Origin of the sequence: Acinetobacter sp. TSRC1-2, from assembly GCF_049895885.1 — a bacterium.
GTDB lineage: Bacteria > Pseudomonadota > Gammaproteobacteria > Pseudomonadales > Moraxellaceae > Acinetobacter.
Genome location: NZ_JAFCTF010000001.1, coordinates 495,361 through 509,797, shown reverse-complemented (window position 1 = coordinate 509,797; position 14,437 = coordinate 495,361). Strand labels below are relative to the sequence as shown.

At 36.2% G+C, this 14,437-nt stretch carries 15 protein-coding genes; 14 read left to right on the top strand and 1 reads right to left on the bottom strand.

The window, feature by feature from the left end; translation table 11 throughout:
* Window positions 1–18: 18 nt before the first annotated feature.
* The gene (gene ilvC, locus ACP69Y_RS02395) at window positions 19–1,035 is read left to right on the top strand and encodes a ketol-acid reductoisomerase (RefSeq protein WP_425915824.1); all 1,017 of its coding nucleotides are present in this window, start codon (window positions 19–21) and stop codon (window positions 1,033–1,035) included.
* Here the strand turns inward: ilvC and ACP69Y_RS02390 are convergent.
* Window positions 1,032–1,262: a hypothetical protein gene (locus ACP69Y_RS02390; protein ID WP_425915822.1), complete on the bottom strand. Its 231-nt coding sequence runs from the start codon at window positions 1,260–1,262 to the stop codon at window positions 1,032–1,034. The two genes, ilvC and ACP69Y_RS02390, sit on opposite strands and share 4 nt — an antisense overlap.
* A 30-nt stretch (window positions 1,263–1,292) precedes the next feature.
* Between ACP69Y_RS02390 and ACP69Y_RS02385 the strand changes: the two genes are divergently transcribed.
* From ACP69Y_RS02385 to ispG, 13 genes are all read left to right on the top strand, one after another.
* The gene (locus ACP69Y_RS02385) at window positions 1,293–2,108 is read left to right on the top strand and encodes an XAC2610-related protein (protein WP_425915820.1); all 816 of its coding nucleotides are present in this window, start codon (window positions 1,293–1,295) and stop codon (window positions 2,106–2,108) included.
* Window positions 2,109–3,099: 991 nt separating this feature from the next.
* Window positions 3,100–3,606: a hypothetical protein gene (locus ACP69Y_RS02380; protein ID WP_425915818.1), complete on the top strand. Its 507-nt coding sequence runs from the start codon at window positions 3,100–3,102 to the stop codon at window positions 3,604–3,606.
* Between the two features lie 112 nt (window positions 3,607–3,718).
* Window positions 3,719–4,420, top strand: coding sequence for a fimbrial biogenesis chaperone (locus tag ACP69Y_RS02375; RefSeq protein ID WP_425915816.1), 702 nt, complete (start codon window positions 3,719–3,721; stop codon window positions 4,418–4,420).
* A 4-nt stretch (window positions 4,421–4,424) separates the two neighbouring features.
* Complete coding sequence (locus ACP69Y_RS02370) at window positions 4,425–6,764, top strand: fimbria/pilus outer membrane usher protein (protein WP_425915815.1); 2,340 nt, start codon at window positions 4,425–4,427, stop codon at window positions 6,762–6,764.
* Window positions 6,761–7,171, top strand: coding sequence for a hypothetical protein (locus ACP69Y_RS02365; protein WP_425915814.1), 411 nt, complete (start codon window positions 6,761–6,763; stop codon window positions 7,169–7,171). Before ACP69Y_RS02370 ends, ACP69Y_RS02365 begins: the two co-directional genes overlap by 4 nt.
* Before the next feature lie 467 nt (window positions 7,172–7,638).
* A complete protein-coding gene (locus tag ACP69Y_RS02360) occupies window positions 7,639–8,922 on the top strand; it encodes a glycosyltransferase family 4 protein (protein ID WP_425915812.1) in 1,284 nt (427 codons plus the stop codon).
* A 31-nt stretch (window positions 8,923–8,953) separates the two neighbouring features.
* The gene (locus ACP69Y_RS02355; protein WP_425915810.1) at window positions 8,954–9,505 is read left to right on the top strand and encodes a phosphatase PAP2 family protein; all 552 of its coding nucleotides are present in this window, start codon (window positions 8,954–8,956) and stop codon (window positions 9,503–9,505) included.
* Window positions 9,506–9,589: 84 nt separating this feature from the next.
* Window positions 9,590–9,790 carry a Fe-S cluster assembly protein IscX gene (gene iscX, locus ACP69Y_RS02350; protein ID WP_425915808.1) on the top strand — a complete coding sequence of 67 codons (201 nt, stop codon included), beginning with the start codon at window positions 9,590–9,592 and terminating at the stop codon, window positions 9,788–9,790.
* A 109-nt stretch (window positions 9,791–9,899) separates the two neighbouring features.
* A complete protein-coding gene (gene ndk / locus ACP69Y_RS02345) occupies window positions 9,900–10,331 on the top strand; it encodes a nucleoside-diphosphate kinase (RefSeq protein WP_131216566.1) in 432 nt (143 codons plus the stop codon).
* A gap of 123 nt (window positions 10,332–10,454) precedes the next feature.
* Window positions 10,455–11,690 carry a 23S rRNA (adenine(2503)-C(2))-methyltransferase RlmN gene (gene rlmN, locus ACP69Y_RS02340; protein ID WP_425915805.1) on the top strand — a complete coding sequence of 412 codons (1,236 nt, stop codon included), beginning with the start codon at window positions 10,455–10,457 and terminating at the stop codon, window positions 11,688–11,690.
* A 61-nt stretch (window positions 11,691–11,751) separates the two neighbouring features.
* A complete protein-coding gene (pilW, locus tag ACP69Y_RS02335; RefSeq protein WP_425915803.1) occupies window positions 11,752–12,513 on the top strand; it encodes a type IV pilus biogenesis/stability protein PilW in 762 nt (253 codons plus the stop codon).
* Window positions 12,504–13,292: a helix-turn-helix domain-containing protein gene (locus ACP69Y_RS02330; RefSeq protein WP_425915801.1), complete on the top strand. Its 789-nt coding sequence runs from the start codon at window positions 12,504–12,506 to the stop codon at window positions 13,290–13,292. Before pilW ends, ACP69Y_RS02330 begins: the two co-directional genes overlap by 10 nt.
* A 24-nt stretch (window positions 13,293–13,316) precedes the next feature.
* Window positions 13,317–14,432 carry a flavodoxin-dependent (E)-4-hydroxy-3-methylbut-2-enyl-diphosphate synthase gene (ispG, locus tag ACP69Y_RS02325; protein ID WP_425915799.1) on the top strand — a complete coding sequence of 372 codons (1,116 nt, stop codon included), beginning with the start codon at window positions 13,317–13,319 and terminating at the stop codon, window positions 14,430–14,432.
* The last annotated feature ends 5 nt before the right edge of the window (window positions 14,433–14,437 follow it).

Below are 14,437 nucleotides of genomic sequence, written 5' to 3'. Positions count from 1 at the left end.
ATTTAAGCGGAGACAGCAATGCAAATTTTTTACGATAAAGACTGTGACTTATCTATCATCCAAGGCAAAAAAGTAGCGATCATCGGTTACGGTTCACAAGGTCATGCACATGCGCTTAACCTTAAAGACTCTGGCGTTGACGTAACTGTAGGCTTACGTGCTAATTCTACTTCTTGGAAAAAAGCTGAGAATTCAGGTCTTAAAGTTGCTGAAGTTCCTGCTGCAGTTGCTCAAGCTGACGTAGTAATGATCTTGACTCCAGACGAATTCCAATCTTCACTTTACCGTGACGTGATTGAGCCAAACATCAAGCAAGGCGCAACTTTAGCGTTTGCGCATGGTTTCTCTATTCTTTATAACCAGGTTGTACCACGTGCTGACTTAGACGTAATCATGGTTGCGCCTAAAGCACCAGGTCATACAGTACGTTCTGAATACCAACGTGGTTCAGGTGTGCCGGACTTAATCGCGATTCACCAAGATGCGTCTGGTAATGCACGTAACGTTGCGCTTTCTTACGCTTCAGGCGTAGGTGGTGGTCGTACAGGTATCATCGAAACTTCATTCCGTGAAGAAACTGAAACTGACCTTTTTGGTGAGCAAGCAGTACTTTGTGGTGGTGCGGTTGAATTGGTTAAAATGGGCTTCGAAACTTTGGTTGAAGCAGGTTATGCACCTGAAATGGCTTACTTTGAATGTCTGCACGAACTTAAATTGATCGTTGACTTGATGTTCGAAGGCGGTATCGCTGACATGAACTACTCTGTATCGAATAACGCTGAATACGGCGAATATGTAACCGGTACTGAAGTAATCAATGAACAGTCTCGTGAAGCGATGCGTAATGCCCTTAAACGTATCCAGTCTGGTGAATATGCGAAAATGTTCATCCAAGAAGGTGCGTTGAACTACCCATCTATGACTGCACGTCGCCGTCAAAATGCTGCACATGGTATCGAAGTAACAGGTAACAAACTTCGTTCTATGATGCCTTGGATTCAAGCGAACAAAATCGTAGACAAAGAAAAGAACTAAGTTCCAATTTCTAAGTCAAAAAGCCTTTGTTTTATAACAGAGGCTTTTTTTATACAAAGTTGTGCTTTTCCTCCTTGCGCTTCATTCAAAGCAGTGCTTTGAATTCGCTCATACCTTGAATTCAAGCAAAAAAATCCTAGACAAAGAGAAAAACTAAATTTTCTTTTTGCTTTTAGGATACAAAAAGGCCGCTCAATTGAGCGGTTTTTTTGTGATACAGTACTCATAATTTTCCGCATTAATGAGTGTGCTGAACAATGAAAACTAAATTATTGATTTGTATTGCTGCGTTGGCTTTTTCTAACTTAAGTACTGCTGAAACAGTTTTACACACTCCAGAATACAAACCACTCAATAATGTTCGTGTTTCCATGCAACGCATGTTGCGTTCGAGTGATGGAAGATATTTCCTCAGCTTATATGCAGGTATTTGGAATCCACATGCCACGCTATATGATCTTGTTGAAGAGCAGACAATCAATTTAAAAGGATTGCAAAAAGGGGATCAGCTGAATTTAAAATCTGTTGATGCTGATTCTGGAAATATAACAAATAAGACTTATCAATTATCAGGGATACTTAATGCCAATAGTGGTGATCTTAAGGCGATGTTTACTGAAGGTGATGGTACTTTAGGAAAATCTATTCAGTTTGAGCCTGCGATAAAAGTTTCTGATAAACCAAATTTCATTTTTAAATTTTATGGTCTAGAAGATATTAACCAGCCCTATGGTTCGTTACTCAAACGCTTAGATATAGTGAATAAAAATAATAATAATGTTGTACAAACTCTGACAGGATTTACCGCATTTCCGAAAAGTATCGGTTATATGGATGTTAATTTCGATGGATATTATGACATTGTGTTGTCAGATATTTCAGAGGAACACACTATTCAAGATAAGCGTTATATTTACTGGATGTATAATCCTAAAACTCAACAGTTTCAACGCTCACCACAACTTGAAAAGATCGTGGGATTTCCAAAATTACATGGAGAAAAACAACAAATTGATTTTGGAGATGGTCAGTTATATCAAGTGAAAAATGGCTTGTTGAATCGGATGGAGTAAATATTAAATGTTAATAAAATTATTATGGTATAGGTGCGATTGAATCAAACTATAGGTTTGATATTTTAAGATTAAATTTTTTATGTATAAAAAATAAATACAACTCAAAAATATTCAATTTCACATAAATTGTTTTTTGGTTTTTACATATTTAATATGAGTTTTATTTAATATACACTTTTTAAGTAGAGACTTAAAACTTAAAACTTAAAATTAAATTACTATTTGTTTTATATTTTTTTTAATTAATTTACTAATTGAGATCGCAGAATGATTTATAAAAAATCATTCTCAAAATATTACATACTGAATTAAAGTAAGTACATTTACTTACGGTGAAGAAAATCTTTGAATTAAATAAACACAATAAAATAAATAACAGTTATGCCAATATTTTTATTATAAGAAAGCCATATAAATTTGTTTTTTAATATTTATTTTATTTTTTCAAATGTTTAGCAGGTATTGGATTTAATATTTATATTCTAGCTATGATTTTTTATTAGTGTTTCATTGTTTGAAAGAGAACGTAAAATTGAAAAATAAATCACATATTTGTTAAAAAATAAGAAATAAATTAAAATCTTTTGTAAATTACGTAAATTTATTTTATTTTTATGTAAAGTTGTAATAAATTAAAAAATATATATAAATTAATTATTTAATTATTTAATTTTTTATTAATTAATATTAAGAAATATTTGGTTGCTTATTGAAATGATTAGAAATAAGTTTAAATTGTATCTTATTGTTTAATTGGTTAAATGCTAAAAAAAATAACATTATAGCGGCGAATATGTATAAAAAATTAAAATATAAAACAATATTGTGAATAATAACGTTTATAAATTTTTTATATTAAAAGTAATAAGATGAGTTAACGATTACGAAATCTTACTGATAATAAGAAGAGTTACAAACGTAATTGTTGATGTTAAATATATATACATTCTTATTACATTCTTTTAAAAAAAAAGAAATGGAGAAAGTTATGAATAAAACAATACAAGTAGCATTAGCAGCATTAGCAGCATTAGCAGCATTAGCCTTTGGTGTGTGTGCAACAAGCGTGTATGCAGGAGATGAAGATCGTGGAGGTGGACCACATAAACCAGGAAAATCTGGTTGTGGTCATGATTGTAAAGGAAAAATTGATATTGTATTAGAAGTGCCAAAACATTGTGATCTTGATATTGAAGATTCAACTTTAGTACTTACAGAACAAAATCGTTATACTGATTCCACAACTTTTGGTGTGCGTACAAATGCTGATTATAGTTTAGCTATTACCCCGCCTGGAACATTGGCGAATGGTACCCGAACTGTACCGGTAGATGTAGTAACTAGCCGAGGCAGAGCTGAATATACCAGCGGTTCTACAGTAAGTTGGGATGGACGAGAGCATACTTATGGTGTGAGAGCTCAAGCTCGCAACATCGGTATCGGGACATATGCTGGTACTTATCGCGGAACTTATGGTGTAGAAATTAAATTCTAGATTATAAGTATTCTCTATTTTAAAAAATGTCATATAGGAGATGCATTTCAGTATCTCCTATTTTTAACCTTTAAAGCAAAAAAAATAATTTTTATATTTGGGGTAAATAACGATGAAAAAAATAATAGGTTTTTTCGGATTACTTTTGTTGAGTCTTTCTGTGTCAGCAGGAATAAAATTTAACCCTATACAATTATATATCCAGGATTCTATTCGGCAAAGAAGTACGACTGTAAGTATCGAAAGCACAGGATTAAAAAAATCAAGAATATTTGAAATTTCAGCATTAAAATGGAAGCAAAATCAGAAAGGTGAAGATATTTTAGAGGAAGATAAAACACTTTTATTTAATCCTAAAACTTTCGAATTGAAACCTGAAAGTAAACAGATTGTACGTGTGGGTTTTAGTCAGCCCTTATCAAATATAGATCAAGAACAAACCTGGCGTATCATTTTTAAAGAAGTGACACCCATTGAAGAAGATAGCTCTTCAATTAATTTTTTATTTAATTTTTCCTTACCATTATTTGCTGGAAAACAAGCTAATCCAAAACTAAATCTAAAGTTAGAAAAACATGAGAATCAAGCTTATTTAAATATTGATAATTTAGCCAAATCACATATAAAAATTGTTGAAATACTTGTAACAGATAATAAAAATAAAGAAATTTTGAAAAAAAAATTAGCTCAGTATGTTTTGGGGGGGAATAGAATCAAGCTTGAGCTTGGAGAAATTACAAATAATAATGAGTTAAAAATTAAAATTAAAACAGATAAGGATGAGAAGTATTTGGAATACTCTGTAAAAGGATAGTGCTATGAAGGCCACTAAAATTCTTACAATGATAGTTTGTAGTATGGGTTTTACATATGTAAATGCGGATATTAATCAGAAGGTAAATCAACAACAAGAAATGGATATGGTCATTGTAAATATTTGGATCAATGGCCTTGATTATAAAACAGAAGCAGTAACTTTTTCGAGAGATGCGAAAAAATTTATTGAATGTCAGGCATTAAAAAATGTAGGGGTACGGATTGAGAAGTTGAGTAGAGACGCAATTAAAAAAGATTTTTGTTTATTGAGTTTGTCTGAAGTGAAAGTTGAAGATGATCAGGCTTTACAAGCAATAAAACTACATTTTCCACCAGATTATTTTGAAGATACTCAATATGATTTAGATTCCACTACACCTCCAGAAAAGGCAAGTTTTGGTGGTTTTTTGAATTATAGTCTTTTTTATAGTAAAGATGATTATGAGCAGGATTTTAATACTTTTTCTGAATTAGGAATATTTAAAGATTATTGGTTATTAAAAAACTCTTTTTTATACAGAAATAATCCTAATGAAATAGAAAAAAAATTGCTTCGAGTAAACAGTACCTTTGATATTGAATTTCCTGAAAAATTTTTAATATTAACTTTAGGAGACACAACCAGCAATTACAATAGCCTAAATAATTCATTCCGGTTTGGAGGGGTTAGTATTGGGACAAATTATACAGATCGTCCAGATTTTATTTATTGGAATGCACCTACTTTAAGTGGGAGTGCTACTCTACCTTCTACAGTTGATTTATATCTGAATGGCGTTCAATTATATAAAAACTCTGTAACTCCTGGTAATTATTCATTGCCTACGGGTGCGCTTATTAACCAAGCAGGGAATGCTCAAATTGTTGTGGAAGATATCTTGGGAAATAGAACTGTTCAGAGTTTTCCTATTTATATCAATAATCAATTACTAAAACCTAAATTAAATGAATATAATTTTTCTTTAGGAAAATTAAGATATAACTATGATGAGGTTGATGATGATTACCGAGATTTTTTCTCAAAGTTCTATTTTAGACGCGGAATAACTTCATCCACCACTCTGGGAACAGATATTTTATATAGTGAAGAGGCAAGCAATGTCAGTTTATTATGGACTCAAGCACTAAGTAAATATGTACTTTTAGATACTTCTCTTGCAGGAAGTGATGCTGAAAATGAGCAAGGCTATGGAGCTTCTATATCTCTTAGTCGAGATTTTTTAAATTGGTCATTTGGGATTAATAGTCGTTTTTTTTCTCAAGAATATAAATATATTGCTGATGAAGAATTTAATTCTAATATTAAAACATCCAATCTCATCTATTTTAATTTTTATAATATGAAATATATAGAGGGACTTAATATAAGTTATATTGATCAGACAAATTATTCTTCTAATAATATTAACTATTTAGACCGAAAAATTTTTGATATGAGGGTAAGGAAAATTTTAACTAAAAATCTATATTCAACTATCGGTTTTTCCAGAGATTTTGGTGATGAAGAAGACTATGGGTTTAATGTTGCCTTTACTTATAATTGGGCGGAAAAAGGACAAATTAATTTAACCCATGATACTGAAAATGATGAAACCCGACTAAATTTTAGTAAAACCTCTATTACACAAAATGGATTTGATTATGTAGTTGGTGTGAACAGAATAGAAGATGAAATAAATTACAATGCTTATGGTTTATGGAAAACTGACATAGGTAATTTGCGAGTTTCTCATGATGAGTATGAAAATAATCGTGTTTCACAGGCAATGTTTGAGGGTTCGGTAGTTTGGTTGGGTAATAAAGCTGCATTAACTAAATATGCAGATAATGCTTTTGCCCTTGTTAAAGTGAATAATCATCCAGATTTGGATATTTATAGGTCCTCCTCTTTGGTCGGTAGTACCAATGATAAAGGCTATATGTTTGTACATAATATTATTCCTTATATAAATTATGATATTTCTTTTGATCATAATCAGTTAGCTATGGAAGAAACTTTTCCATATTCTTCTAAAAAGTTAGTTGGACTGGATCAACGTGGTTATAAAATTGATTTTCCAATTAATAAGACAAAACGTATTGCTATCAATGTTAAAGATATCAATGGAAATAACTTATTAGCAGGATCAGAGGTTCTGATAGAGGGTGTTTCAAATGAGCCATATTTTGTTGATAGTGACGGAGTGGTTTATCTATATTTATTTAAACCTGGTCATTATAAACTTCAGATAAAAACCCAGAATAACGGACAGTGTCAGGCCCAGATTGTCGTGAATGAAGGTCAATTCCAAAATTCCGCAAATCAGGTTTTGCAGGCCGTATGTAAAGAGGTGATAAAATGAAAAAAATAATTTTAATATGGATTGGTACATTGATCAGTAGTGGAGTCGCTGCTCAGCAATGTTCAATTGATGGATTTACGAGTGCTGAGATGCGTTTAACAAGTTATCAGCGTAGTCAGTCTGCTACTTCTTTTAATATTTCATGTGATAGTGGCTATTCAATTTTATTTAATAGTCAAAATTTAATAACGCCAAACGGAGTAAGCTTTGTTTCAAATGGTCCTTATAAATTACGTACAAGGTTGAATTTGACCGGCACGAATGAAAATTTATGGGGGGTGCAGCTTAATCAAGGTGCAGGACAAAGACAAAAATATATTATATCTGTAAGACTTGAAGATAATCCTTTAAATGGGGTTCCTGCAGGAACTTATCGAGATAGAATTTCAGTTGAAATTTCATTTTAATATGAATTTGTTTTTAAGCGGACTTCTTAAGTGTCTAATAGTATTTAATAATATATCCTTTAAAATTTAAGAGGTTCGGATGATTCGAGTTATATGACGAATGGTGTCTATCGGTTAAAAACTCGAATGAGTATTTCTGGGTTTGTTAGAAATCAGAGGAATGTTCTTCTTTCTCAATCAGGAAGTTTAAAAAATAGTAAATATGTTATTGCGGTAGGATTAGAAGAGCAGATTTCTATACATATTCCCGCTGATCTATATAGCGATGTATTGTTTTAAGTAAGACCTTACCTGTGATTAAAGATAGAACTAAAAACAACCATTGAAAATAGGATAGTTGAGAAACGTAAGGTTTGTTTTTCTTGGTTTTAGAGTTATACCATATTTCAATAAACGGTCATCTAAAAATCATCAAACTGAAAGAAACAGCATTTAAGCTAAGTTTAAAATAATGACATAGGTGTTGTATGACAAATTTGTATGCGACTAGTCTGCTAAAACAACAAGATTTTCCAGAAAGTTTTCAATTTTATTTTAAGCAAAAAAAATCACAGCTTATATGTAATGACATCCAGGTTTTAAATGATCTGGTTCGTCCACGTCTAAAAATAGCGGTTGTCACTGAAACTTGGCCTCCAGAAATTAACGGGGTGGCCCTATCTTTATTACAATTATGTAAAGGTTTGCAAAAACAAGGTCATAAAATTTTACTGATTCGACCAGAGCAACAGGAGACCTGTCACGACTTTATTCCCAGTAAAGAGTGTCTGGTCAAAGCACAATCTATTCCTAAGTATCCTCATCTTCAATTTGGTTGGCCACAATTTTTAAAAGTATCACATGCACTGGATGGATTTGTACCGGACGTTGTGCATATTGTTACCGAAGGGCCTTTGGGTCTGAGTGTTTTGCAGGCTGCAAAAACCAAAGGAATTCCTGTTTCAAGTGGCTTTCATTCACCTTTTCAAGAATTTAGTCGCTTCTTCGATTTGGCTTTTTTAGTTAAGCCTATCCAGCACTATTTACGTTGGTTTCATAACAATACACAACTGACATGTATTCCCAGTAAAGATACAGAATATATTTTAAGAAAGTTTGGTGTCCGTTGTCCTTTGGCGATTGTTGGACGTGGTGTGGATGTTGCATGTTTTTCTCCAGACCATAGCTCAGATGCTTTGCGTCAACAGTGGAAGGTTACTTCAGAAACCAAAGTGATGCTGTATGTAGGACGGCTATCTCCTGAGAAGGAGGTCAATGTAGTGGTGAATGCCTATATAGCGATGAAGCGAACGTCTCAACAGAATATAAAACTTGTGATTGTAGGGGATGGACCAGATCGAAGTCGTCTAGAAATGCTCTGTCAAGGTCATGACGTTATTTTTATGGGAAATTTAACGGGTTTAAATTTAGCGCAAGCCTATGCAAGTGCCAATGTTTTTGTATTCGCTAGCCAAGTTGAAACCTTTGGTAATGTGGTACTTGAGGCCATGGCGAGTGGTTTGCCAGTGATTGCTTATGATTATGCCAGTGCGCACTTGCATGTGAAAAATGGTGAAACTGGTTGGTTAAGTCCTTTATGGCAGATGGATAAACTGATTCAGTCAATTTATCAATTACCGAGTAATCACCAGCTGAAACTCATGGGAATGAAAGCTCGCGAAACAGTGTTAAACGTAGGATGGCAACATCCGGTACGGCAGTTTGAGCAGGCACTGTATGGCGTTGCCAAAGAGATACAAATGACATCCTGAATTTAAAGCAGAAGCTTAAAGGAGAATCATCATGAAATTAAAAAAAGCAATAATAACGATGTTGGATCTCGACTTAAAAGGATGTATGTATCTGAATCATTTTTCACATTCACATACGGTTGCCCATTTTTTTAAGATCATTAGTCGACTTGGCAATGGTTTTTTTTGGTGCCTGATGTTGGCCAGTCTTTGGGTATTGGAAGATACATTCTATATTGAGCAGTTGCTATATATCCTGATAAGTGGATGTATAGGAACTGCAATTTACAAAATCTTAAAACAAAAAACCACACGGCCCCGACCTTATCAAGTGCATCAAGTGGTTCTATTGCAAGAGCAACCGCTAGATCACTTTAGTTTCCCTTCTGGACATACCTTGCATGCTGTCATGGCGAGTATAGTGCTGGGTTATATTCAGCCGATGTTATTGGTTTTAATGTTGCCTTTTACGTTTCTGGTGGCAATATCCCGTATGGTTTTAGGACTGCATTATCCAAGTGATGTGATTGTGGGTGCGCTGATTGGGGTGTTGGTCGCAACTGGCATTATTTTTACCGCACCATTATTAAATATCGTGTTATAAAAATGTCTTTTAAGAATCGAAAAACTATTTCTCAATTTTAGGAATTTGCTAAAGTAGAACATCATTTAACGCTTAGGAATACCCATGGGTTTACGTTGGACTGACACCATTGATCTTGCCATTGAACTTTCTGAAGCACATCCCGAGGTCGATCCACAATGGATTCGCTTTACAGACTTGCATGCATGGGTTTGTGCCTTGCCAGACTTTAAGGATGACCCGGAAAAGTCGACTGAAGGTTTGTTGGAAGGGATTCAAATGGCGTGGATTGATGAAGTTCGTTAATCAGTAAATTGAAAAAAGCAACTTTTTACATATCAAAAGCTGATACTTGCTGATTATCTCGTTATAATGCGGCAAAATTTTCTCGTCAAATTGACATAAGGAGCCAATCATGGCTATTGAACGTACTTTATCTATCGTTAAACCAGATGCTGTTGGCAAAAACAACGTTGGTGATATCTTTGCTCGTTTCGAAAAAGCTGGTCTTAAAATCGTTGCGACTAAAATGAAACACCTTACTCAAGCTGAAGCTGAAGGCTTTTACGCTGAGCATAAAGAACGTGGTTTCTTCGGTGACCTAGTTGCGTTCATGACTTCTGGTCCGGTTGTAGTATCTGTTCTTGAAGGCGAAAACGCTGTTCTTGCTCACCGCGACATCTTGGGCGCAACTAACCCTAAAGAAGCTGCTCCTGGTACTATCCGTGCAGATTTCGCTGTAAGCATCGACGAAAATGCTGCTCACGGTTCTGACTCAGTTGCATCTGCTGATCGTGAAGTTAACTACTTCTTCGCTCAAACTGAGATCTGCCCACGTACTCGTTAATTCGAAGTATTCAAGCCAGATAAGTGTTATTATACTTATCTGGTTTTTTTATTCTCTGAATAACACTTTGCTCGATTATTGAGCTTCTCCTTTCATCTTTAGACATGGTTTAGGTAATTACACATGAGTACTGAAGTCGTCGCTGTCTCTGCAATTTCAGCTGAACAGCAACCATCTCTATCCACTCCGACACAGCAAAATGCTGTGGAAAAAGTGAACTTACTCGGCATGTCACGTCCGCAACTGGAAAAATTCTTCGAAGATATGGGTGAGAAGAAGTTCCGTGCTGGACAGGTGATGAAATGGATTCACCAATTTTTCGTGACTGATTTTGCCGAGATGACCAATATTTCTGGCAAACTGCGTGAAAAGTTGGAAAAGATTTGTGTGATTGAAGCACCTGAAGTGGTGCATAAAAATTATTCGAAAGACGGTACTCGTAAGTGGGTATTCCGTGTCGGTGAAGGCGAAGGTTCGCTAGTTGAAACTGTACTGATTCCTGCTGAACATCGCAGTGGTTTACGCCGTACTTTGTGTATTTCTTCACAAGTGGGCTGTGCGCTGGATTGTTCATTCTGCTCAACCGGTAAACAAGGCTTCCAACGCGATTTAACCCCAGCTGAAATTATTGGTCAGTTGTGGATGGCGAACTATTCTTATATGGAAGATGTGCCTGTATTAGAACGTGAGCGTTCAGTGACCAATGTGGTGATGATGGGTATGGGCGAACCCTTGTTGAACTACGATGCTGTTCTTAGTTCAATGCGCATCATGCTGGATGATTTTGCTTATGGTATGTCTAAACGCCGTGTGACTTTATCGACCTCAGGTGTGGTACCTAAGATTGACCAATTGACGAAAGATATTGATGTCGCACTCGCCATTTCTTTACATGCGCCAAATGATGAACTACGCAACGAATTGGTTCCAATTAATAAAAAATATCCGTTGCAGCAATTGATTGCCGCATGTCAGCGTTATATTGGCAAAGATGGCAATGAAAGTTCGCGTAAACATGTCACCATTGAATATGTAATGCTGGATGGAGTGAATGATCATCCTGAACATGCACAACAAATGATTAAGTTACTCAAAAATTTACCAAGTAAAATTAATTTAATTCCGTTTAACCCGTTCCCGCATGCACCATACGGTCGCTCAAGCCGTAACCGCATTATTTCTTTCCAAAAAACTTTGTCTGATGCCGGTTTTGTGTGTACGATTCGTCAGACGCGTGGTGATGATATCGATGCAGCGTGTGGACAGTTAGTGGGTCAAGTGGCCGACCGTACACGTCGTGCGGAACAGTGGAAAAAGAAAATTGCGCAGTCGAATGAGATTATGCGCTCTCAAGGATAATAAAAGGGGACGCCAATTGAGAAAGCCCACATATAAATTAGCTTTTATTACAACAATTTGTATGTCTGCTATTTTTATCACTGCTTGTCAATCACCGACGACAATGGTGAAGAAAGATCCAGAAAAAGCAGTTAAAGTTCGTACTCAATTGGCTGCCGAATATATTAAATCGGGTGATCTGGATTCTGCAAAGCGTACTTTAGACCAGGCGCTTGAAATGAATTCACGAGATTCCGCTGCGAATATGATGATGGGGATTTTACTGCAACAAGAAGGCAGTAAAGTCAGTATGGATAAAGCAGATGCATATTTTAAACGTGCCATTTCTGCTGATTTCAAAAATGCCCAAGCGCGTAACAACTACGGTACTTATTTGTATCAAATTGAGCGTTATAATGACGCGATTGAGCAGCTCAATGTAGCTGGGACGACGTTGGGGTATGATCAACGCTATAAAGCACTGGAAAATGTAGGGCGAATTTATTTAAAACTAGGTGATATGTCGAATGCTGAAAAATCATTCAAACAAGCCCTACAAGTAAATCGTGATTCCTATATTTCAATGTTAGAGTTGTCCGAAATTTTTTATTTGAAACAGCAGACCGCTGCTGCGACACAGTTGTATGAACAGTTTGTGCGTGGTGTAGGTCAAAAGAATCAAGGTGCGCGTGCGCTCTGGATTGGTATCCGGAATGCACGGGCAAATAGTGACACAATGGGAATGCAGGTGCTTGTTAATCAATTGCGTGCGCTTTTCCCGGAGAGTCCAGAATACCAACGTTATCTGCAATTACAGTACAGTACTGAGGCCGTATGGAAGTAAATCCTAATTCACAGCAATCAAATGGTTCAAGTGTAGTACCCAATGCATTAGGAAATGTTCAGCGTCCAGGTGAGTACTTACGTCAAATTCGAATTGCACAAAAGCGTGAATTAAATGACGCTGCCAAAGATTTGAACATGCAATTCAAAACTTTGACAGCTTTAGAACAAGATGATTATAAAGCTTTGCCGGAAGCGACCTTTATTAAAGGTTACTACCGTATTTATGCGAAATATTTAAAGGTCGATGCAACGGCAATCATCCAGCGTTTTGATGAAATCTATCAAAATGATACAGGATTGTTACCAAATCATGCCTTAAGCAATTCACCGATTAAAATCATGGGCAAACTGCCAGGTTCGAATCGTGATCGTAATAAGAAGTGGTTAAAACGTATCATCATTGCTTTAGTGGTACTGTTTGCTATCGCTGTTGCTGTGATGGCTGTGCAAAACTTGTCGTCAAATAAAGATGATAGCCAAGAAATTGCCCCAGCAAAATCTGATGTGGAAGTGTTAAATTTAGATAATTCAACGGCTGTATCAGGTGATCAGTTAGAGCTTGAATTTAGCCGTCCAACCTCTGTTCATATTGTAGACTCAACCGGTAAAGTTCTGGCAACAGGTCGTCAGACATCAACAGTGAAATTAAATGGTGAAACACCGTTCCAAATTCGCCTTGATGATGCATCAGCTGTAACCTTAACCTTGAATAATGAAAAGATTGCGTTGTCACCTTATACAGTGAATGGCAAGGCAGACTTCCGTTTGTCACGTTAATGGGTAAAGAGAAGAGCGATATTAATGATTGAAAATCCGATTAAGCGCCGTCCCACTCGCAAAATTCGTGTTGGTTCCGTCTATGTAGGTGGTGATGCACCGATTAGTATCCAGAGTATGACCAATACCGAAACCTGTGATGTGGCGGCAACTGTTGCACAAATTCAGCGCTGTGCTGATGTCGGTGCGGACATTATGCGTGTTTCTGTACCCTCAATGGAAGCAGCAGTAGCATTCGGTGAAATCCGTAAGCAAGTCAAAGTACCCTTGGTTGCCGATATTCATTTTGACTATAAAATTGCTTTGGCTGTAGCCGATGCCGGCGCAGATTGCTTGCGGATCAATCCAGGTAATATTGGTTCTGAAGCAAAAATTCGTGAAGTGGTTGCTGCAGCACGTCACAATGATATTTCTATGCGGATTGGCGTGAATGCAGGTTCGCTGGAAAAAGATATTCAGAAGAAATATGGCGAGCCGACCGGTCAGGCGTTACTTGAATCTGCGATGCGTCATATCGATATTTTAGACCGTTTGGATTTCCAGGAATTCAAAATTTCGGTGAAAGCATCAAATGTGTTTTTGACCATGGATGCCTACCGTTTATTGTCAGCGCAAATTGATAATCCACTGCATTTAGGTGTGACTGAAGCCGGTATTTACCGTACTGGTTCGGTAAAATCAGCGATTGCCTTAGGTGGTCTGTTAATGGAAGGTATTGGCGATACCATGCGTATTTCCTTGGCGGCTGAACCTGAAGAAGAAGTGAAAATTGGTTTTGACATCTTAAAATCATTGGGGCTTCGTTCTAACGGGATTAACTTCATTGCCTGCCCAAGCTGTTCGCGCCAAGAATTCAACGTGATTAAAGTGATGCAATCACTCGAAGAGCGTTTGGAAGATATTCGTACCCCCATGGATGTATCCGTGATTGGGTGTAAAGTGAACGGTCCGGGCGAAGCCAAAGAAGCCGATATTGGCGTTGTAGGTGCAAGTCCGCGTTCACTGGTGTATCGTAATGGCGAGAAAAGCCATTTAATCGATACCAATCAACTGGTTGATGAAATCGAAACGATGGTTCGTCAACGTGTTCAAGAGCTTGAAGAAGCTAAATCTAAAGAAATTATTCGCACAAGTTTTTGAGTAGG